General features: G+C 44.6%; 19 protein-coding genes. 4 read left to right on the forward strand and 15 right to left on the reverse strand.

Annotated features, from left to right (window positions below):
• Positions 1-59: 59 nt before the first annotated feature.
• The 9 genes from F7D47_RS14140 to F7D47_RS14180 form a co-directional block, all read right to left on the reverse strand.
• Positions 60-1,658, reverse strand: coding sequence for an alpha-isopropylmalate synthase regulatory domain-containing protein (locus F7D47_RS14140; protein WP_153085487.1), 1,599 nt, complete (start codon positions 1,656-1,658; stop codon positions 60-62).
• Positions 1,659-1,769: 111 nt separating this feature from the next.
• On the reverse strand, positions 1,770-2,360 hold the full coding sequence (gene leuD / locus F7D47_RS14145; protein ID WP_118255473.1) for a 3-isopropylmalate dehydratase small subunit: 591 nt from the start codon (positions 2,358-2,360) through the stop codon (positions 1,770-1,772).
• A 50-nt stretch (positions 2,361-2,410) separates the two neighbouring features.
• A complete protein-coding gene (gene leuC, locus F7D47_RS14150; protein WP_118141592.1) occupies positions 2,411-3,805 on the reverse strand; it encodes a 3-isopropylmalate dehydratase large subunit in 1,395 nt (464 codons plus the stop codon).
• 23 nt (positions 3,806-3,828) lie between these two features.
• On the reverse strand, positions 3,829-5,331 hold the full coding sequence (locus F7D47_RS14155) for a 2-isopropylmalate synthase (RefSeq protein WP_022120958.1): 1,503 nt from the start codon (positions 5,329-5,331) through the stop codon (positions 3,829-3,831).
• A 458-nt stretch (positions 5,332-5,789) separates the two neighbouring features.
• A complete protein-coding gene (gene dnaB / locus F7D47_RS14160) occupies positions 5,790-7,289 on the reverse strand; it encodes a replicative DNA helicase (protein ID WP_022120959.1) in 1,500 nt (499 codons plus the stop codon).
• The gene (locus tag F7D47_RS14165) at positions 7,276-9,711 is read right to left on the reverse strand and encodes a hypothetical protein (RefSeq protein WP_153085486.1); all 2,436 of its coding nucleotides are present in this window, start codon (positions 9,709-9,711) and stop codon (positions 7,276-7,278) included. Before F7D47_RS14165 ends, dnaB begins: the two co-directional genes overlap by 14 nt.
• A gap of 58 nt (positions 9,712-9,769) precedes the next feature.
• Positions 9,770-10,681 (reverse strand): ABC transporter substrate-binding protein, encoded by a 912-nt coding sequence (locus F7D47_RS14170; RefSeq protein ID WP_153085485.1) that lies wholly within the window; start codon positions 10,679-10,681, stop codon positions 9,770-9,772.
• 21 nt (positions 10,682-10,702) lie between these two features.
• Positions 10,703-11,884: a class I SAM-dependent rRNA methyltransferase gene (locus F7D47_RS14175; protein WP_022120962.1), complete on the reverse strand. Its 1,182-nt coding sequence runs from the start codon at positions 11,882-11,884 to the stop codon at positions 10,703-10,705.
• A 54-nt stretch (positions 11,885-11,938) separates the two neighbouring features.
• Entirely contained in the window at positions 11,939-12,559 is a 621-nt protein-coding gene (locus tag F7D47_RS14180; protein WP_117586623.1) for a 3'-5' exonuclease, read from the reverse strand.
• Positions 12,560-12,669: 110 nt separating this feature from the next.
• Between F7D47_RS14180 and F7D47_RS14185 the strand changes: the two genes are divergently transcribed.
• From F7D47_RS14185 to F7D47_RS14200, 4 genes are all read left to right on the forward strand, one after another.
• Positions 12,670-15,297, forward strand: a complete 2,628-nt coding sequence (locus F7D47_RS14185; RefSeq protein WP_153085484.1) for an FtsK/SpoIIIE family DNA translocase — start codon at positions 12,670-12,672, stop codon at positions 15,295-15,297.
• A gap of 173 nt (positions 15,298-15,470) precedes the next feature.
• Complete coding sequence (locus F7D47_RS14190; protein ID WP_117693060.1) at positions 15,471-16,070, forward strand: LolA-like putative outer membrane lipoprotein chaperone; 600 nt, start codon at positions 15,471-15,473, stop codon at positions 16,068-16,070.
• A 272-nt stretch (positions 16,071-16,342) separates the two neighbouring features.
• Complete coding sequence (locus F7D47_RS14195; RefSeq protein WP_117693059.1) at positions 16,343-16,792, forward strand: Fur family transcriptional regulator; 450 nt, start codon at positions 16,343-16,345, stop codon at positions 16,790-16,792.
• A 45-nt stretch (positions 16,793-16,837) separates the two neighbouring features.
• Complete coding sequence (locus F7D47_RS14200; RefSeq protein WP_022120967.1) at positions 16,838-17,398, forward strand: NADH peroxidase; 561 nt, start codon at positions 16,838-16,840, stop codon at positions 17,396-17,398.
• Between the two features lie 131 nt (positions 17,399-17,529).
• On the opposite strand, the gene F7D47_RS14205 is transcribed toward F7D47_RS14200, so the two are convergent.
• The 6 genes from F7D47_RS14205 to F7D47_RS14230 all read right to left on the reverse strand — a co-directional run bounded on the left by F7D47_RS14205 (position 17,530) and on the right by F7D47_RS14230 (position 22,461).
• Entirely contained in the window at positions 17,530-19,164 is a 1,635-nt protein-coding gene (locus tag F7D47_RS14205; RefSeq protein WP_437181628.1) for a dipeptidase, read from the reverse strand.
• 117 nt (positions 19,165-19,281) lie between these two features.
• Positions 19,282-20,133, reverse strand: a complete 852-nt coding sequence (nadC, locus tag F7D47_RS14210) for a carboxylating nicotinate-nucleotide diphosphorylase (protein WP_006846832.1) — start codon at positions 20,131-20,133, stop codon at positions 19,282-19,284.
• A 24-nt stretch (positions 20,134-20,157) separates the two neighbouring features.
• Entirely contained in the window at positions 20,158-20,382 is a 225-nt protein-coding gene (locus F7D47_RS14215) for a hypothetical protein (RefSeq protein WP_117586629.1), read from the reverse strand.
• A gap of 16 nt (positions 20,383-20,398) precedes the next feature.
• A complete protein-coding gene (locus F7D47_RS14220; protein ID WP_153085482.1) occupies positions 20,399-21,355 on the reverse strand; it encodes a DUF4296 domain-containing protein in 957 nt (318 codons plus the stop codon).
• A 2-nt stretch (positions 21,356-21,357) separates the two neighbouring features.
• Positions 21,358-22,074 (reverse strand): lipoprotein signal peptidase, encoded by a 717-nt coding sequence (locus F7D47_RS14225; protein ID WP_153085481.1) that lies wholly within the window; start codon positions 22,072-22,074, stop codon positions 21,358-21,360.
• 3 nt (positions 22,075-22,077) lie between these two features.
• Positions 22,078-22,461 (reverse strand): TraR/DksA family transcriptional regulator, encoded by a 384-nt coding sequence (locus F7D47_RS14230; RefSeq protein ID WP_022120972.1) that lies wholly within the window; start codon positions 22,459-22,461, stop codon positions 22,078-22,080.
• Between the last annotated feature and the right edge of the window lie 17 nt (positions 22,462-22,478).

Genomic DNA, 22,478 nt, shown 5'->3' on the forward strand with positions numbered 1-22,478 from the left:
CATATCCTTCGGAGATAATTTCGTAACCTTCGGAGATATTTCTGTAATCTTCGGAGATATTATTCCATATCCAGATTTCGAGGCGAAACAGCCTGTTCATCGCTCTTGTCAGCCTCGTACATGTTAATCATCTTCAGCGTTGCCTTGATAGCTGCTTCTGTCTGGTCGGCATCCAAGCCTCGGGTGCGCCAGATACGATCTCCTTCACGCCAGGTGATGACGGTCTGAACGAGGGCATCGGTACGACCACCAGGTGGGATGGTTACCTGATAGTTGTCGAGCTTAGGGAAGGTCTTGCCGAGCTTCACCTTGTAGATATTGCGGAGGGCTTTTACGAAAGCATCATACTGACCATCACCAGAGCTACGGTCTTCATACTCCTTACCCTCTATTTCTACCTTTACACTGGCGATAGGCTTCAAACCGTAGGAGGTTGATACCATGTAACTTACCAGTTTCACCTTATCCTCTGGAGCTCCATGCTTCAACACATCACTCACGATGTATGGCAGGTCGTCCTGGGTTACCAGTTCCTTGCGGTCGCCGAGTTCTGTGATTCGCTTGGTCACCGCCTTGGTCTGCTCAGGCGTCAGTTCCAATCCCAGTTCATTGAGGTTCTGCACGATATTCGCCTTACCTGAGTTCTTACCCAACGCATACTCACGATGTCTGCCGAAACGCTCAGGTACCAGGTCGTTGCAATAAAGCTTGTCCTTGTTGTCACCATCGGCATGCACACCAGCTACCTGGGTAAAGACGTTGTCTCCTACTACCGGAGTATTCGGAGCCACGGCAATGCCACTATATCCTTCAACCAATCGGGAAATATCGTTCAGACGGTCTTCCTTAATATTGGTCTTTGCCTCGAACATATCCTTCAGAATCACCTGAACACTCGCCAATGGTGCATTACCACAGCGCTCGCCCAAGCCATTCACGGTAACATGAAGACCCTTGGCGCCGCTCAATACGGCAGCCAGAGAGTTGCTCACCGCCAAATCGTAGTCGTTATGGGCATGGAAGTCGAAGTGAGAATTCGGATACCGGCGAACCATCTGTCGCATGTACTCCACACACTGTAACGGATTCAGAATACCCAGCGTATCAGGAAGCAGGAAGCGCTTGATAGGCAACTTCACCAGCTCGTCCATCATCATGAAGAGATAGTCACGGCTATCACGCATGCCACTCGACCAATCCTCCAAATAGAGATTCACGGTGAAATTCTTACTCAAAGCATAGTCAATAGTCTGCTTGATATGAGCGAGATGCTCCTCAGGCGACATCTTGAGTTGCTGGGTACAGTGCTTGTAGCTACCCTTAGCCAAGAGGTTGATGACATGACCGCCGCATTCAGCAATCCAATCCACGCTCTTGTTGTTATCCACGAATCCCAATACCTCAACGGAATCCAGTTTACCTATAGTCTTAGCATAACGGCAAATTCGAGCGACAGCATCCTTTTCACCTTCTGACACACGCGCTGAAGCCACCTCAATGCGATCTACATTGATGTCGTGCAACAGCATTCTTGCTATCATCAACTTCTCGTGAGGAAGGAAACTGACACCATTGGTCTGCTCGCCGTCGCGCAGCGTGCAGTCCATGATCTCAATCTCCTTGATGCGGGAATTATCTCTCTTTGCGTTAACGTTCATCTTAATTATTAATGTTAAGTGTTAAATGTTAAGTGTTAAATGAGGCTTTCGCCCTATCAACCTGCTTCTTACCCTGCAAGTCAACATTCAACACTCAACATTCAACATTACCTATTTATTCTTCTCTTCCCAAGCCTCAACCTTGTCGCGGTTCTGAACGAGGAAGTCTACATCGTCCAAACCATTCTCCAAACAGTGTTTCTTGTAGCCGTTGATTTCAAAGTGCTCGCTCTTGCCGGTAGCAAGATTGGTCACGGTCTGGTTAGGAAGATCTACCTTCACCTCTGTCTTGTGATCCTTGTCGATGCTCTCGAAGAGTTCTTTCAGGAATTCCTCGCTTACTACTACTGGCAATACGAGGTTGTTCAACTCGTTGTTCTTGTGGATATCAGCAAAGAAAGAGCTGATGACTACACGGAAGCCTGCACCTGCGATAGCCCAGGCAGCGTGCTCACGTGAAGAACCTGAACCGAAGTTCTTGCCAGCTACGAGGATGACACCACTGTAAGAAGGGTCGTTCATCACGAAGTCTGGCTTTGGAGTTCCGTCGGCATTGTAGCGCCAGTCGCGGAAGAGGTTGTCGCCCATACCCTCTTTATCGATGGCCTTGAGGAAACGGGCTGGGATGATCTGGTCTGTATCTACATTCTCCAAAGGAAGAGGAATGCAGCTTGATGTAATTACATTGAATTTCTGTTTCATAACTGTACTTATCAATTGTACACTATTAATTGTACATTATTAATTAAAAATTACATAAACTCTCTTGGGTCGGTAATCTTACCTGTAATAGCGGCAGCTGCTGCTACGTATGGACTGGCAAGGATGGTGCGGGAACCTGGTCCCTGACGACCCTCGAAGTTACGGTTGGAGGTACTTACAGAGTACTTGCCTGCAGGAATCTTATCATCGTTCATTGCCAGGCAGGCAGAGCATCCAGGCTGACGGATTTCGAAACCGGCTGCCTCAACAATCTTATCAATTCCCTCTTCACGTATTTGTTTATCAACCAACCATGAACCTGGTACAAGCCAAGCAGTTACGCCATCTGCCTTCTTCTTTCCTTTAACCAATGAAGCAAAGGCACGGAAATCTTCGATACGACCATTGGTACATGCGCCGAGGAATACATAATCGATAGGATGACCCTCGAGTTTCTCGCCTGGCTGGAAGCCCATGTAGTTCAGGCTCTTCTTGAAACCAGCCTGCTCTTCCTCTGGAATCTCATCGAGAGTTGGGATATTCTCGGTAATGCCGATACCCATACCTGGGTTGGTACCATAGGTGATACGTGGTTCGATATCCTTTGCCTCGAAAGTCAACTCTTTGTCGAAGACTGCATCATCGCCACTCTTCAAGGTCTTCCAGTAAGCCACAGCCTTGTCCCACTCTTCACCCTTAGGTGCATATTCACGACCCTTGATGTACTCGAATGTTGTCTCATCAGGAGCTACGAAACCACCACGGGCACCCATCTCGATAGAGAGGTTACAGAGGGTAAGACGACCTTCCATAGACATATCCTTCACTACATCGCCACTGTACTCAACGAAGTAACCGGTAGCACCTGAAGTAGTGAGCTGGCTCATCAGATAGAGAGCAACGTCCTTGGCAGTAACGCCCTTGCTGAGCTTACCGTTGATGCTGATACGCATAGACTTTGGCTTGCTCTGGAGAATACATTGTGAAGCCATTACCATCTCCACCTCAGAAGTACCGATACCGAAAGCAACGGCACCCATTGCACCATGAGTAGAAGTATGAGAGTCACCGCAAACGATAGTCATACCAGGAAGAGAAAGACCCTTCTCTGGACCTACTACGTGGATGATACCATTATCCTTTGTGTTCATGGCAAAGTGAGTAACACCGAAATCAGCGGTATTCTTTGCCAAGGTATCTACCTGCTTCTTTGAGATAGGATCCTCGATTGGTTTATCCTGATCGTGAGTAGGAGTATTGTGGTCAGGCATACAGAAAATCTGGTCTGGACGGAACATCTTGAGTCCGCGTGCTCGCATACCAGCGAATGCCTGAGGTGATGTTACTTCGTGACAGTAGAGACGGTCGATGTAAAGCTGTGTAGGACCGTCCGGAACAATCTGGACAACATGCTTGTCCCAAATCTTGTCGAATAATGTATTCATAATATCTCTTGTTATATATATGTTTATCTAATCTTAAACTTGTTAATACAATCAATATAAGCCTCAACAGAAGCCGTAACGATGTCGGTATCTGCACCGAAGCCATAATATACATGACCATCGTATTCTACCTGCATGTGAACCTTGCCCACATCATCAGAGCCCTTGTCGATAGCCTGGATGGTGAACTCCTTGAGGTTCATCTCCTTGGTGATGACCTTCTTGAGAGCATTGATAGCAGCATCTACCGGACCATTACCAGATGATGCAGCCTCAAACTTCTGACCTGCAATATCAAGACCGATACTTGCCACGCTCTTCACGCCCTTACCTGTAGTAACCTGCAACCAGTCGAGCTGAACACCATGCTTATCAGCAGAATCAGCACCGGCAAGCATCAAAACATCCTCATCGGTAACTTCCTTCTTCTTATCAGCCAACTGGAGGAACTTCTTGTAAATCTTGTCGAGCTTCTCCTCATCATTAATCTCTACACCATTGACATGGAGACGGTACTTCAATGCAGCACGACCAGAACGGGCTGTCAATACGATAGCATTGTCATCCAATCCCACATCCTTAGGATCAATGATTTCGTAAGTCTGAACATTCTTCAAGACACCATCCTGATGGATACCGGAAGAATGAGCAAAGGCATTGCGACCCACAATAGCCTTATTTGGCTGGACAGGCATATTCATCAGGCTGCTCACCATGCGTGAGGTAGGAATAATCTTGGTGGTATTGATGTTGGTATCAATATCGATATGCTTGTGACACTTAAGAATCATGGCAATCTCTTCGAGCGAAGTATTACCTGCACGCTCACCGATACCATTGATGGTAACCTCAACCTGGCGTGCACCATTCAAAACACCCTGCAGGGTATTGGCAGTAGCCATACCGAGGTCGTTATGACAGTGGGTAGAAAGGCGTGCCTTGTCAATGCCATCAACATGCTCCATGAGATACTTGATTTTGTCACCATATTCATCAGGCAGACAATAACCTGTAGTATCAGGAATGTTCACTACAGTAGCACCCGCCTTGACAACAGCCTCTACGACACGAGCCAGATACTCATTATCGGTACGGCCTGCATCCTCAGCATAGAACTCTACGTCCTCAACATACTTTTTAGCATACTTGACAGCAGCTACAGCACGTTCGATGATTTCCTCGCGGGTAGAATTGAACTTATACTTGATATGACTGTCGCTGGTACCGATACCGGTATGGATTCTCTTATGCTTGGCATACTGCAAAGCCTCAGCAGCACAATCAATATCTTTTTCTACGGCACGGGTAAGTGCACAAATAGTAGGCCAGGTTACAGCCTTAGAGATTTCTACCACTGAATTGAAGTCGCCCGGACTTGATATAGGAAATCCAGCCTCAATTACATCCACGCCCAACTGCTCCAGTTGCTTTGCCACCTGAATCTTCTCAACTGTGTTCAACTGACATCCCGGAACCTGTTCGCCATCGCGGAGGGTCGTGTCGAAAATGTATAATCTGTCACTCATATCTTTAAAATTTTAAATTTACACCTTATTATATATATAAGAGCTACACATTCAGAACGCACTACATTTATATAGCAATCCGTGCAGAAGCATCAGATAAAGTAAAAAGCCTTCCCCCACTCCATAGACGGAAGTGTAGAAAGGCTTTTAATATCTTAAGCGATGAACTATACGCACACCTTATCACTTCCGCCCACAAACTGCAGTCGAAGTCGAATAATAATGCTTGTAATGTTCAACAATGTTGTTCTCATATCTATCTTATTATGTTATATTCTTAAATTCGCATGCAAAGGTAACACTTTTATTTGATACTAGCAAACAATTTATAACTTTTTTAATAGAAATGATAACAAATTCCTATAATCTTATGGATTTTTTACCCAAAAACGTTAATCCTGTGCAAGAATTTGGCGAAAAAGCCAGTTCTTGAGTGAAAAAATTGACAAACTCTAACCTTAGAAAGGCAGATTCTCAGCAGGCGGCGGTGGTAGCGGACTACCATCCTGCCCTCCGCCATTCATCCTAGAGCCTACAATCTCACCACCTTCTTCGACAGGTGCTGCTGCAGCATCCTGCGGATCCTGGAATCGGGTAAATTCTCCACGGAAGTTCAGAAGAACATCTCCAACAGAGCCCTTACGGTGCTTGGCAATGATAATCTGTGCCATACCATGAAGGTCATTACCCTTTTCATCCTGATAGATGTGATAATATTCCGGGCGGTGAACGAAAAGCACCATATCGGCATCCTGCTCGATGGCACCGGATTCACGGAGGTCACTCAACTGAGGTCGCTTTCCTTCCAAACCCTCACGGTTCTCTACATTACGGGAGAGCTGCGAAAGAGCAAGCACAGGAATATTCAGCTCTTTGGCAATACCTTTGAGCGAACGGGAGATGGTAGATACCTCCTCCTGACGGCTACCAAACTTCATACCATTGGCATTCATCAGCTGGAGATAGTCAATCATCAACAGTTTAACACCCTTTTCCCTTACCAGTCGGCGCGCCTTGGTACGGAGTTCGAAAACAGAAAGACCAGGCGTATCATCAATATAAATAGGTGCACCTGTCAGTTTTCTCAGTTTTTTATCCAACCGTTCCCATTCTGGCTGTTCCAATTGTCCGTTCAGTATTTTCTTACCCGAAATCTCGCAAACATTCGAGATGAGTCGGTTCACCAACTGAACGTTATTCATTTCCAGAGAGAAGAATCCGATAGGCACATCATAATCTACCGCCACATTCTTGGCAATACTCAATGCAAAGGAAGTCTTACCCATGGCAGGACGACCGGCGATAATCACAAGGTCGGACGGTTGCCAACCTGATGTCATATCATCCAACCCACGATAACCCGTAGGAATACCAGTAAGACCACCCGAGTTCTGAGCAGCGCGCTGCAAGATGGCAACGGCCTCCTTTACAACCGGATCAATCTGTGTATAATCCTGCTTCATATTGTTCTGCGAAAGCTGGAAGAGTTCACCTTCAGCTTTCTGCATCAGTTCATCCACATCCACACCTTCTTCATACGCCATCGTCTCGATGTCGCCGGCATAATGAATCAACTGGCGCTGCATATATTTCTGGGCCAGGATACGGGCATGCGACTCTACATGGGCAGCCGAAGCCATGCCTGCAGAAATATCCATGAGATATTGTGCTCCTCCCACCTTATCCAGTTCGCCAGTCTTGGCCAACTGATCGGCAAGAGTCATGATATCCACAGGCCGTTCCTCCATGTTCATCACCTGGATAGCCTGATATATTCTCTTATGACGCGGGTCATAAAAAGTATCCGGCTTGAGCAACTCCGACACCACCGAAAAGGCATCAGAATCTATCATCAAGGCACCCAGTACCGCCTGCTCCACATTCACAGCCTGCGGCTGCAAATGGGCGTAGGTTGGATCTATCTGTACCTTATTCTTATTTTTATTATTCTCCGCCATCTTTATTGTTTTTCCTTTCCTCGAAAACTTTTTTTGTTATAAATTCCAATTCTATAGGCGCAATACCACGATCATCAAGCCAATTTCCCATATCGAGCAGGCCGAATGCATCTATATCTTCCTTAGGGGAAAAAGCTGCATGACCAGATGCTTCATTCAAAAATCTGATAGCTGCAGTTCCTCCCTTTTTCACGAGAACGCAGAGTCCATAATAGAAAAATTTCATAGACTCCCATCTGTGGTCTTGTGGCTTGGAAACTTTGCTCACCATCGCAGATAACATTTTCATGAATATGCGTTCCTTTTCATCCTTATCCATATCTGTCATGTCAGAATTCAATATATCCCTGATTTCATTATCATCACTATTTTGCAGATAAGGTTCTATTAAAGCCATTGCATGGTCAATGTTTTTATCGCCTTCCGATTCTGAAAAGAGCAAAGAGAAAGCCAGTCTGCATTCTACCTGTTCTTCCTTAGGATACTGTTCATCCATCTGGAAAGCCCATTCCAAAGCCTCTTTATAATGATGGAGTTTCAATAAGAGATCGGTCTTTTTCAGCTTGAGCTTAAACTGCTTATTCTCATCTGATTCTTCTTTAATCAAGCAATTCAATGTTATTAAAGCCGCCGGGTCTTTTATCTCCTCTTCTATTTCTAATTTCAACTCCGTGGCAGCCTTATAAGTTGGGCTTGTATTCTTAATCACATAGAGATGTTCAAGCGCTTCATCATATTTTTCCTCCGATTTGTATGCCAATGCAAGCATCATATGCTCTTCGTCGGTATATTTTTCCAGATTACGCAAAATCTTGCTAACAAAGGCATAGTCACCTCTTTTAGCAGAGAAACGGGCCAGCGACAGGCGATACTTGTCATATTCCGGTTTAGCAAACAGTCCCGTAGTAAAGAAAGGAATTTCCTTCTGCACTTCGAAAGGATTATCAAATGCCTTCCTCATTGGAGAGAGAGTATAGAATCGGTAGAGGTCCTGCACATAGCGATGACGAACCCTGATTGCACGTTTCTTCTTTTCCTCTTCAGAGAGATTCTCTTCATGTTCCATTACCGAATCAAGCAGTGTGACATTTTCAGAATCCTTTGCTTCTGTAGAATCAGTCTCATCCTCTACTGGGTCTTCGGTATTCTGCTCTTTTTCCTCCTCATCTTCTTCGTCATAAAAAACAGGACCAGACACCATATTTTCCGGGGTAACATCCAATGATTCAATAAATTCCTTAGATGTATTATTCAATGAAAGAATGATGCTATACAGATCGGTATCACACATAGAGGCGCCTCTCAAGAGATTGTTGATGAAATTGCGATGCTGTTTCATCGTAGCCCGAACATTCTTGAGCGTAGAATTACGGACATAGAAAGGAACAAACCAATTATAGAGTGAATGGAAATGACCGAAGCTCTTCTGGTTGGCAAACTGATGATAATAGACATCAACTCCTATATCTTCTGAATTTAACATATAGTCGAAGGCTCCCTTAAGGGCATCATCAGGATTCTCCCCATCTGCTGAGAAGCAATTAAGTCCCAATTCACCCGTTTGGTCTATCTTTTCTGCCAAATCCTGAGTAAAAGAAGTGAACATGGTCTTCACCACGGAATGCATCATCTCCTTGCTATCCTTTTTACTTGTAAGACATAGACGCATCTGGCGTTGGAGATCAACACAGGCTGCCAAAAATTCATCATCCATGATCAAGCCAGCAGCAGAATCCCAATATTTCTGTTTTTCACCCGAATTGGTTATTGCACAGAAAACGAAACCCACCAAAGCTCGCTGGCGAACACTGCAAGTACTGTCGTCAGACTTGATTAAGCGCATCAAGACTGCAAGTCTAGGGGCATCAAAGAATACAGAGCATGACAATGAAACAGCCGAAACGAGCATATTGATGGTGTATGGATCTACCAAATCGGAAGCGATGATATCAAGAATATTCTTGACAAAATCATCATTCCAGTCTTCAGTTGTCAAAATATAAGAAAACACCATATTGCGATAGGCATTCAGCTGCTCCTGTATCTTTTGCCTTTCCTCGTCTATCTGTTCTTCAGACAAGTCTACCCTCAAATTTAGCATAGCTTCATCTGTAGCAAATTTCTCAAAGGTTTCCTGTACCTCATCAAAACTTGTCAGATTCTGAGCTCTTTTGCGAAGTGCAACAAATGTAGACTCATTAGCCAAAATCCATTCGTGGCGCATTTTACTATAGAGCGTGTCTATATCCATATCCAAATCTGAAGCAAGATCATAAAGTTCCCGATGTTTAAGTTTGCCATCTATATAATCATGATATAAAGCATCATATCTTTGTTCAATTTCCGCTATTCCTGGCAGACATGGCTCCAAGCCCACTTCCTGATCAATTATCTTGCGAATTGCCTCTATTCTGGATATCATAGTGACATTTTCATGCGAAAACTTTGTCCAGCTAAAATCTTCTCTTTTCATAAGCCGCTTATTTTTGTGCTACAGCCAGGTCACGACGTCTTGGTTCCATAGCGTGTTCATATTTAAGTTTTGGAAGATTACTGATGGTTTTAGCATCGGCACCCGTATATTTTGTGATGATTCTTGCATAATGCTGTACTCCACGACTGTTTATGCTATCAACAGCAATATTATACGCCTTGATAAACTTGGCAACTTGGTCTTTACGGCGCGGTTCTGAAAGTATTTTCTTGCGGAAAGCAACAACACCTAACTGCAAGTTCTTATCTCTGCTGTCAAAGAGTTTTACATGCTGTTCAAGTCGTGCTTTGGTAGCTTGAGGTTCTGGCAGCAACATGGCATCCATCTCGTTGTTAAGCAACATACGCAGACGGATGTTCAAATCGTTGATTTGAACCTTATAAGCATCATATTTAGGCTTACCGCTATCGATTGCTAAAGTAGCCAGATAATCAGTTGCAGAGTAGCGGGTCATTGCCACCATCTTATCTGACAGTTGTTTCAGTTCGGATATACGCGAACGCTTATTGGTGATAAACTGCCAATAAAGATTGGTAGAAATAGGGTACGTCAAGGCAGTACCCCGTTTCTCTATATGATGAGCACGAATCAGATCGGTCACGGCTCCCTCTACGCGCTTGCGCTCGATAGCAGTATCACAATCCATTTGTGCAGTATATCTACGCAAATGTACGTCTACACCTTGCTGCTGGAAGATACTGTCATCACATGCCAGAAAGATTGGCAGGCAGTCCATTGTTGGCATCACCGCTATCTTCAGCGCAGCACGGTCTAGGCTATCCAATCTAGCCTTTTCCTTCTTGCTCAAGCGATGACGTTCTGCTTCCGACTTGCCACATCCTGCAAATCCTATAACCAGCAAGAGCATCAAGGCTGTAAACGTTTTGAACTTATTCATTATCTATCCTTTAATCATTTGTTATTCTACATAGAGAACCAATCCCTTCAAATATTCACCTTCCGGATGATAAATATTGATAGGATGGTCGGCAGGCTGGTGCAACTGGTGCAAGATGCGAACCTTTCTTCCAGCCTGCGCTGCTGCAGTAAACACAGCATTGCGGAACTGATCCTTCGTAACCACCTGAGAGCAACTGAAGGTAAAAAGGATGCCGCCCTTCTTAATACGCTGCAAGCCCTTTACGTTCAGGCGGGTATAGCCCTTCAACGCATTGCGCAAAGCCGCACGGTGCTTGGCAAAAGCTGGAGGATCAAGAACAATCAGATCATACTGCTGGTCATGTTCATCAAGATACTTGAAGGCATCTTCGCAGATAGCCTCATGGCGTGCATCTCCAGGGAAATTGAGCGCAATATTCTCATTGGTCAATTCTATCGCCTTGGCACTGCTGTCTACGGAGTGAACAGCCTTAGCCTCGCCTCTCATCGCATAAACAGAAAAACCGCCGGTATAGCAGAACATGTTGAGCACGCTCTTACCCTTGGCATAATGCTCGAGCAGCGAACGGTTCTCACGCTGATCTACGAAGAAACCCGTTTTCTGACCACGCAACCAGTCGATATGGAATTTCAGTCCATTCTCTACAGCAACATCATCAGCATCACCTCCCAGTATAAAGCCATTTTCCTGTCTGAGGTCAGCCTTATACGGTAAGGTCGTCTCACTCTTATAGTAGATATTCTCCAGTGCTTCGCCCATCACCTTCTTCAAGGCTTTGGCTATCTCCATGCGGCAAACATGCATACCCACACTGTGGGCCTGCATGACAGCAGTAGGTCCATAGCAGTCGATAACAAGTCCCGGCAAGTTATCACCCTCACCATGAACCAAGCGATAAGTAGTATTGGATGAATTACCGGCAATACCCAAAGCGAGTCTCATCTTATATGCCGAATCCAATCTGGCACACCAGTACTCCTCATCAATCTCTATATCTCTAAAAGAAAGAACACGTACAGCGATAGAACCGATCTGATAATGACCTATAGCAATGAATTCACCACTACGGGTAAACACTCTCACAATGTCGCCCTCCTCTATGCCCTCATCCATTGCCTGGATAGCACCCGAGAAGATCCATGGATGAAAACGCTTGAGCGATTCTTCCTTACCTTTCTTTAAATATACGCTTTTATACATATTTATATATGAAGTTTCTTACGATTATCAATTTCTATTCCTTACCACCTTATATTATACCCTGAGTTCATCGAGCTCGTAATCGCCTGTAGCAGACAAACGCTTGAATTCCTCATACAGATTAATGCAGCACCAGGCATCTGTAGCTGCATAGAGAGCCTGCGATTCCTTCAAATCGCTGGCCTCCCAATTGCTCAACCGTTGCGCCTTGCTGATTTTCTGGTGAAACAGGTTAGCATACAGTTTCTGCAGACTCATGTCTGCGATACCAAAGTTCTTTGCAACATCCTGCAACTCGATAAAGTAACCAGCCTTAAAAGCAGCTCGCTTATGGAGCTGCAGCAAGTCATCGTGCCAGGAAAGTCCTACTTTTGGCACGGTGGTATCTTCGAGCAAGCGAATGATGGCAGGAGTCATGCCCGTATGATGCAGGCGGAAAAGATAACAAGTATCATGTGTACTCACCTGCAACAACGAAACATGGTAAGCCTGACCACGCTTGAATGATGGGCGCGTTTCTGTATCCACGCCCAGTATATAATGGCTAAGTAGGTCATTAACAGCCGCTTCTGTATCTTCAGGCTTGTCAACGACTACGATTTTGCCAGGAAACAAAGCTCTTGGCAAATTCGTGATTGCCGCCTTGTCGAAACTAGTGAAAATAATCTTCATTATGCTTTTTATTCTTTACAAGTTGCAAAATTAGAAAAAAAAGATGAGAAAAAGAATTGTTTTCTCAATTATTTTCGCTAATTTTGCAGATAAATTATTCAAAAATATATAAAATGGCTAAAAAAAGAACTGAAAAAAAGACCAAAACCTTTAGCGAAGCTATTGGTTTACAGTATATTTTCAACAATACTATCACCGACTTTTTCATAGGATTAGCCTTGGTAGTCATTGCTGTGGTTATCATCATCGCTATGATCTCCTTTCTCAACACAGGAGCCAATGACCAGAGTTTGCTCGAAAATCTGAAGCCGGGCGAATGGACCAACACGGAAAAACTGTTTCAGAACTACTGCGGATCCTGGGGAGCCATTGTATCCTATTGGCTCATTGCCATCAATTTCGGATTTCCAGCCTTCATGCTCCCATTCTTTGTCATTATGGTGGGATTGCAGATGATGCATGCCTACAAGCTGAACCTGTGGAAATGGTTCTTCTGCATGATTGTGGTCATGCTATGGATGTCGGTAACCTTTGCCAAGTTCATCGCACCTATCATGCCAAGCCTCACATTCAATCCGGGCGGAAAGCACGGACTCTTTGTCGTGCAGAATCTGGAGAACATCATGGGTCCTCCAGGACTTACTGCCATTCTTTTCTTCGTGGCGGTAGCATTCCTCACCTATCTCACCACAGAAACCATTACGGTAATCAGAAAAGCACTCAACCCTATCGGTTATATATCAAATAAGGTGAAATTCGAGATTACTAACCATGGAAAGAACAGGAAAGATACGGAAGCTATCGACGAGGTATACGCCAACGCAGCATATGGTCCTGGCACAGAGGATGAGAAAGAAGAATATAAGGAAGAAGAACCTGCCAAAGTCATCGACCTGAATCTGGATCCGGACCAGACTTTCGCAACCCCAGACACACCTTCTACGCCTGTTGAATCAGAGGCAGACGGACAGGAAGCTACAGGAACAGAAGGTGATACAGATAAAGATGAAACCATCGCTATAGCCAACGGCACGCAGAACGAGAATATGTCACTCATTGCACGTCAGCGCGAACTCCGTACAAAACGGGCTGAAAAGGAAGCATTGGAAAAGCAAGCTGCCGAGGCTGCTGCAGCTTCTGAGCATATAGGTATGGACATCTCTGTAGCCACAGCCGACGAGAAGGCTACAGGCAACACCTTGAGCAATGCAGAAGTACTGAATACTCCGATCAATCCGAAGGAGCCGTTCACCAGATATAAATATCCGGTACTCAACCTTCTGAAGAAGTATGAGGATGACGGCGTATCCATCGATGAGGAAGAGCAGCGCGCCAACAAAAACCGCATCATCGAGGTGCTGGGCAACTTTGGCGTACAGATCAAAACCATCCGTGCTACGGTTGGTCCTACCATCACACTCTACGAAATCCAGCCTGCAGAAGGCGTACGTATCTCTAAGATCAAGAATCTGGAAGATGACATCGCCTTGAGCCTGGCAGCTCTCGGCATCCGTATCATCGCTCCTATCCCAGGTAAGGGAACCATCGGTATTGAGGTACCTAACGCAAAGGCGAACATCGTTAGTATGGAAAGTACTTTAAACTCAAAGAAATTCCAAGAAACCAAGATGGAGTTACCTATCGCTTTGGGTAAGACCATTACCAACGAAGTGTTTATGGTTGATTTGGCAAAGATTCCTCACCTGCTTGTTGCGGGTGCTACCGGACAGGGTAAATCTGTAGGTTTGAATGCCATCATCACCTCGTTATTATACAAGAAACATCCAAACGAGCTCAAACTGGTTCTCATCGACCCTAAGAAGGTGGAGTTTAGCGTCTACTCCCGTATTGCCAATAAGTTTATGGCTGCGGTTCCTGATGAGGAAGAACCTATCATAACCGATGTAACCAAGGTGGTTAGAACCCTGAACAGTCTGTGTGTACTGATGGATAGCCGTTACGACTTGCTCAAAAAGGCAGGAGCCCGTAACATCAAAGAATACAACCAGAAGTATATCAACCACAAGTTGAAGTTGACTGATGGACATGAGTATATGCCATACATCGTGGTGATTATAGATGAGTTCGGTGATCTGATCATGACAGCCGGCAAGGAAGTAGAACTTCCTATTGCCCGTATCGCCCAGCTGGCACGTGCCGTGGGTATCCACATGATTATTGCCACCCAGCGTCCTACAACCAGCATCATCACGGGTAATATCAAGGCTAACTTCCCTGGCCGTATCGCCTTTAAGGTTACATCTGCCATCGACTCAAAGACCATTCTTGACCGTACAGGAGCCAACCAGCTGATTGGTCGTGGTGATATGCTCTATCTCTGCGGCAACGAACCTGTCCGTGTACAGTGCGCCTTTGTTGATACACCTGAAATCGAGCGCATCAACGAGTATATCTGCGAACAGCCTGGCCCTATCGAACCTATGGAGTTGCCAGAACCAGCTAATGATGAAGGAAGCGCAGGTGGAAGCGGCAGCATCAGTGCCCGCGAACTGGATCCGTTCTTCGAAGAGGCAGCCCATGCGATTGTTCTTTCGCAGCAGGGTTCTACCAGCATGATCCAGCGCCGGTTCAGTATCGGCTATAACCGTGCAGGACGACTGATGGACCAGATGGAAGCTGCAGGCATCGTAGGTGCAGCACAGGGCAGCAAGCCTCGTGAGGTACTGATACAGGATGAAAACCAGCTTAATAATCTGTTAATGGCACTTCGAAACTCTTAATTTTAGTAAAGAACTAAGGGTATGAAAGAAGATAATATTGGAAAAGGTTAAATTATTAAACCCTGAAGCCGTGAAAACGTCTAAGAGAGAAAAGACGTTTTTACGGCTTTGTGATAGAGTATGAAATTTTAGAAGATATAACATAGATTTTTAAAAGAAAGGAAAAGATAAAAATGAAAAAGATTTTAGCATTGGCTTTCGTTGCAATGATGAGCATCGGAGCCATGGCGCAGACTGCGCAACAGGTACTTGATAAGACCGCTGCCGTTATTGGCAACAAAGGTGGAGCTAGCGCCAACTTCAAGATGAGCAGTTCTAAGTATGGATCAGCAAGCGGAAGTATTGCCATCAAAGGCAACAAGTTTAACGCCCGAACCCCGCAAGCCATCGTCTGGTTCAACGGCAAGACCCAGTGGACTTATCTAAAGAAAACCAACGAGGTGAATGTCAGCAACCCTACACAGGCTCAGCAGATGTCCATGAACCCTTATACCTTTATTAATATATATAAGACTGGTTATAAGTCAACGCTCAAGACAGCAGGCAGTAACTATGTAGTACATCTCGTTGCCAATAACCAGAAACGTTCTGTAGCCGAAATGTATATCACCATCAACAAAAAGACACATGTTCCATCAGTTGTCAAGATGCGACAGGGCAATACCTGGAGTACCATCACGGTAAGTAACTTCAGAGCCAAGAGCGTTTCTAACAGCACATTCAATTTCAACAGCAAGGAATGTCCAGGAGCAGAAGTCATCGACCTGAGATAATCGCCTGAAATATCGTATAAAGTTTATTTTCAAATAAGATTCCCCGCCACAACACTCCGGTAGCGTGACGGGGAATTACTTTTTCCAAAAGGGTTTTAGTATCAATAATTTCCAAAAGTGAATCATAGACTCTCCCTTTTTGCACAACAAATCTTAAAACAACTATGCAATTGTAAAATATTCAAAAATACTTTGGAATATTTGCAAAAATATTTGGCAGATACAAAAGAATTGCTTATCTTTGCATCAACAAATTATAAAAACAAGTAATTATGAAGCAGACAGAAGCCTATCAAAGACTCGTGGAGAAAGGTATCCGACCATCACTCCAGCGTATTGCCATTATGGATTGGCTCATCAAGCATCCCACTCATCCAACTATCGAGGATGTGTACAAAGGATTAGCCGAGAGTATCCCAACATTGAGCAAGACAACCGTTTACAACACACTCAGAATGTTGAGTGAACACAATGCGGCTCAGATGATCACAATCGATGAACATCGCGTATGTTATGATGGAAATATTAAAAGCCACGTTCATTTCTATTGCAGAAATTGTGGCAAGGTAATTGACTTTTTCGGCGAACCAGCTCCAAAAGTGGAACCAGGAAAGGAAATTGAAGGAAACATCGTATTGGAAGAACAGCTCTACTACAGAGGAATCTGTGCAGAATGCGCTAAAAAAGGCGTAAAGTCACCTCTCACAGAGACTGTTCACTAATAAAAAAAACAATAATTATACAACAACATTTAAAACAAAAACATTATGAAGAAAAAGTTTATTTGCACCGTTTGCGGTTACATTTACGAAGGTACAGAAGCACCAGAGAAGTGCCCTATCTGCAAGGCTCCAGCCAGCAAGTTCAAAGAGATGGAAGATGCAGTAGATGACGATATGACATTTGCTACCGTTCACGTTCTCGGTCAGGCATATAAGGATGGCGTTAATGAAGACGTTATCAAGGGTTTGAAGGACCATTTCAATGGTGAGTGTGGCGAGGTAGGTATGTATCTTGCTATGGCACGCCAGGCAGATCGTGAAGGCTATCCTGAAATTGCAGAGGCTTACAAACGTTATGCCTATGAGGAGGCTGATCACGCTTCTCGTTTTGCAGAACTTCTCGGTGAGGTTTTGGGTGATACCAAGAGCAATCTCGAGGCTCGTATTGCAGCAGAGAAGGGTGCTTGTGAGGATAAGTTCCGCATTGCCAAGCTTGCTAAGGAGCAGGGTTCAGATGCTATCCACGATACCGTTCATGAGATGGCTAAGGATGAAGCCCGCCACTGTGCAGGTTTTGCAGGTCTCTACAAGAGATACTTCAAGTAATAGATTTTAAAAGACGTAACTTTAAAAATTATAATACGATTATTTAGTATTGTTAGTCTAGAAAACAGGAAAGCCGATTCTTGTATAGTAATATACTTGAATCGGCTTTCTTTATGTGATGATAAATATTGTTACTTTGTTTCAGGAACCAGGAACTTGTCTCCTGTTTGCTTAATAAGTTCCTTGGCATATTTCTCAGGATACCCAGGACGAACTGGAGTTGCACCTAATCCATAAGGAGTCTTCTCGAAACTGCCATCTTTTTTGGTTGGCTTGATAATCATGTCATTATACTTCACTACCATAAACTGGAAGAGCTGTTGCCAACGCGCCAACATCTGCTGTGCCTTCTCAATACCATAATCATTGAGATACTTGACAGCAGCCTGTGGATTCTGTGCATACAGTTCCTGAGCCTTAGCCTCAACACCTGGCTGTGCAGCAAAATAGCTGTTATCCAGACTATCACGAACCTCCTTCAAAGTTGGGAACATCTGGCTGTAACGAGGATAAACCATATTGCTGGTCATATTGCACACCCAGTAAGCATTCTTGAAACTGAAATTCACAGCATCTGCTCCCGGTGTGTTATAACACTCAGGACGAACTGTAGAAGAACAGTAGATTGGTGTGAACGCTACCATATTGGCATCATCATTACCAAACCAAAGAACACCGCCAATCTCTCTAGGCATCCATGAACGCATCTGGCTAACAAAAACAAAACCAGTCTGCTGGGTGCTGACCGGACGTTCGTTGAAGCACTGCTTTCCATCCACCTTAAACATCAATGGAGTTGGTCTGTAAGGCATCTGCCAGATACCACCTCCGATATCAGTGCCATCAGCAACAGAAAGAGGTGTACCCTCATAATGGTCACGCATGCAAGCCTCAACATCAGCAACACTCACCTTCTTGTTTGGAACCACCCAGAGAGGCATATCCTTCGCATTAGGATCCTTGCCCAAAGCCCAATCAAGATAAGGACTCATATCATAGAAATGATTCAAGAGAGCCCAAGCACGAGCATCGCAGAAACGACGTCCTGAGAAATCAGGCTTAGCATATGCCATTTTCCATGAGAAATCAGCATCCTTACCCTGATACCATCCCTTACTGCGAGCAAAAGAAACGACATCCTTGGCATACATCACGTTTTTCTTATCCTTCATATTGAACTTGCCGATGCGACTCTGGTTAGCATGTGCACAAATAGCATTATCAGGAATACGGAGAGCTACCCAAACCACGCCCTTAGAGCCTGGTCCCTTGCCCATCATCTCCATAATCCAAGCTTCGTTCGGATCACAGATGGTAAAGGTCTCGCCTTCTGAATTATAACCGTAAGTATTGGCGATGGTTGTCATCACTTTGATAGCCTCACGGGCAGTCTTACTACGCTGCAGGGCAACATAGATGAGTGAACCATAGTCCATGATACCTGTAGAATCAGCCATCTCCTCACGACCGCCATAAGTAGTTTCACCGATGGTGACCTGCCATTCATTGATATTGCCAATCACATTATAAGTCTCGGCAGCCTCCGGAATCTCACCATGATATTTATTGGTATCCCAATCGTAAATCTTACGCATCTCGCCCTTAGCATGCTTACCGGCAGGAAAATGACAGAGACTTTGGAACATACCATAGTCATCGGCACTATATGAACACATCACAGATCCATCAACCGATGCTTTTTTTCCTACTATAAAGTTGGTACATGCCTCAGCTTCTGAGACATTGCCCAACATAGCCACAGCCATCAAGGCTGAAGCAAAAATCTTATTCATAAAATATACCTTAATTTATATATACAAAGTTTATATATACAAAAAGAGAAGAGCATTTGAATTCTTCACTCTTCCCTCTTCATTCTTCACTTATTCGCAAGCCTTGAAACTCATATCCAAGCCCTTCACACTATGTGTCAAGGCACCAACTGAGATGAAATCAACTCCCTGCTCTGCATAATCGCGGATGGTATCGTAAGTGATACCGCCAGAAGACTCAGTCTCATACTTACCTGCGATGATGTCTACTGCCTTCTTAGTATCAGGCACAGAGAAGTTATCGAGCATGATACGATTTACACCACCATGCTTCAATACCTGGTCAAGTTCATCGAAACTGCGAACCTCGATTTCAATCTTCAGATCGAGACCCTTCTCCTTGAGATAAGCATGGCAACGGTCGATAGCGTTATCGATACCGCCAGCAAAATCGATATGGTTATCTTTCAAGAGAATCATATCAAAAAGACCAATGCGATGGTTCATACCACCACCAATCTTCACAGCCTGCTTCTCCAACATGCGAAGACCTGGAGTTGTCTTACGGGTATCAAGGATATGAGTCTTTGTACCCTCAAGACGCTTTACATACTTAGCGGTCATGGTAGCGATACCGCTCATACGCTGCATGATATTGAGCATCAAACGCTCTGTCTGGAGCAAAGAACGGGTCTTACCCTCTACAATCATTGCAATGTCACCCTTCTTAACATGGGTTCCATCCTGAAGCAACACTTCTACCTTCATGGTAGGATCGAAACGGGCAAATACCTTCTTTGCCATTTCAACACCTGCCAACACGCCATCTTCCTTGATAAGCAAGTGGCTCTTACCCATGGCGTCTTCTGGGATACAACACAAAGTTGTGTGGTCGCCATCACCGATATCCTCAGCAAATGCCAAGTCTATCAACTTGTCTTCTAATTGATCTACGCTTAACATATTATTAATGTTTATGTTTAATGTTTAATGTTTATTGATTACTTTTCCGTTCCACAGGGCACGGAGGATGCCTTCCTCATCGCGTTCCACCCGGATTTCGCCGCCTAACCATTCGGTCATCGGCAACTCCTCGCGAAACTCGAAGTAGTTCACCACCCTGCCCTCTTGTATTTCTACCACAGCCTGCTGCAATATCGAGCCATCCGGCAATATCACCTGATGGGCTCCGCATCTCCTCATTTCAGCCATATCTTAAACATCCAGACTAATTACTCGTCATCTGAATAGGTTTATCAGGCATAGGAACCGGTGCACTGGTCGGAGGCGCCAAAGCTCCATCCGGACGTGCTGGAACACTCGGACCTGGTATACGGGTCTTACGAGCAGTATCTACTTTTGCCGAATCTGAAGATGCTGCAGAAGAAACCGGTACCACCTTTTTAGGATGCATACGGATGAGACGAATCTTATTGACAAACATCAGTTTAAGAGTCGTCAAAGAACCGGCATCAGAACTGAAGCCACCCTCATTCAACATAAAGTACCCCTTTATGCATTTAATTCCAAGGCTATCATTATCAGCGAGTTCTACACTATAGTGCTGAGCACTCTGAATATGAATTACAGTCTGTGCCACACTATCGTTCTTGAACTGAACAGCCAGCAAAGCGATACCATCACGCATACCATCCTGGAAGATAAACTGCGATTCGAAATCAAGACGGAACCGGTCACCCTTATGGAAAGCAGTATCAGCTACAATTTTAAAACTGCGACTGTTGAAGCCCTCATCAGGCGAGAATACCATCGAAGTAGCATCCTTCCAGATATTGGCAGTATCGCCAACAGCAGTAAGATTGTCAAAATCACTATTTCCTGCACTGTTTCCACCCAATGCAACCACCTCTTTATCCAATCTTTCAGCCAAATCCTTATACACATCATGCAGCAATTCAGTATGGCGCATATAATAAACCATCGAACTGTCGAAGTCTGCCGAGGTGACATCATGTTTCTTCAGTACAGCCTCGCGATAAGCCAGACTATTCTTCTCACTACCACCGTCTTCGCTCTGCGCCATAGCAAGAGCGATGTGATAATCGAAGAGAATATCCGTCATCTTTCCTTTAGAGAGCACATCTTTTGGCAGCGAAGGCTTGCAAGAAGCGAAGGCTGCACAAAAGGTTACTATCCAACAGAGATAAAGAAAAGCTTTCTTCATGATTACTTGTCCTCCTTATTTTCTTGAGATTGAGACTTTATCTTTTCTTCAGCAGTTTCAATAAAAGAAGAATCTTTAACCTCCTTCTTCTTATCACCACCTCCGAGAGCTTCCAGTTCTTTTCTACAGAAAAGCAAGAGAGAAATGATGCCGACTGATACACAGGAATCTGCAAAATTGAATACAGGATCGAAGAATGTACCATGCTGTCCACCCCAGAAAGGGAACCATTCAGGCCATGTATAGGTGAAGAACGGAAAGCGGAACATATCTACCACCTTGCCCATGAGCACGGGTGCATACCCCTCGCCGAAAGGCACAAGATAAGATACATAATAAGGTGAGGCACCGGTGAAGATAAGTCCGTAGAAGATGGAATCAATCATATTGCCGATTGCACCCGTCAGAACCAGCGCCACCAAAATAATGTATAACAAGCGATAGGTACCACGCTTAATGATGCGATGCAGATAAATGCTCAACGCACAGATGGCTACCAGGCGCAACAGACTTAGCCAGAACTTGCCGATAAACGACATACCCCATGCCATTCCGTTGTTCTCAACAAATTCGATATAAAACCAATCAGTAACACGAACAGACTCGCCAAGGCAAAAATGGGTCTTGATGTACACCTTGATAATCTGATCGATAACAAGAAGCACAACCACCATTGCCGTGACGAGCCATCCGTATTTAATTTTACTTGTTTTCTCCATTTATTACTTCTTTCTAGCCTCCTTAGAAGCTACACTCAAAGTGGCATGAGGTACAGCACGCAAACGCTCCTTAGGAATCAACTCACCTGTTTCGCGGTCAATACCATAGGTCTTGTTCTGGATACGAACCAAAGCTGCTTCCAATCCCTTGATGAACTTCTGCTGACGCTGGGCCATCTGGATGATTTCTTCCTTGCTTTGTGCTTCACTACCCTCTTCAAGAGCCTTGTAGGTTGGTGATGTATCTACCACATCATTACTGTCTGAGTGGTTCAGCTGAGCCATACAATCATGATAAGTCTGCTTTGCCACCTTCAATTTCTCATCAATGATAGCGCGGAACTCCTCGAGTTCCTGATCGCTATAACGTAGTTTTTCGTTAGCCATAGATGTTATCTATTATG

Origin of the sequence: Segatella copri (assembly GCF_009494835.1) — a bacterium.
Classification (GTDB): domain Bacteria; phylum Bacteroidota; class Bacteroidia; order Bacteroidales; family Bacteroidaceae; genus Prevotella; species Prevotella copri_F.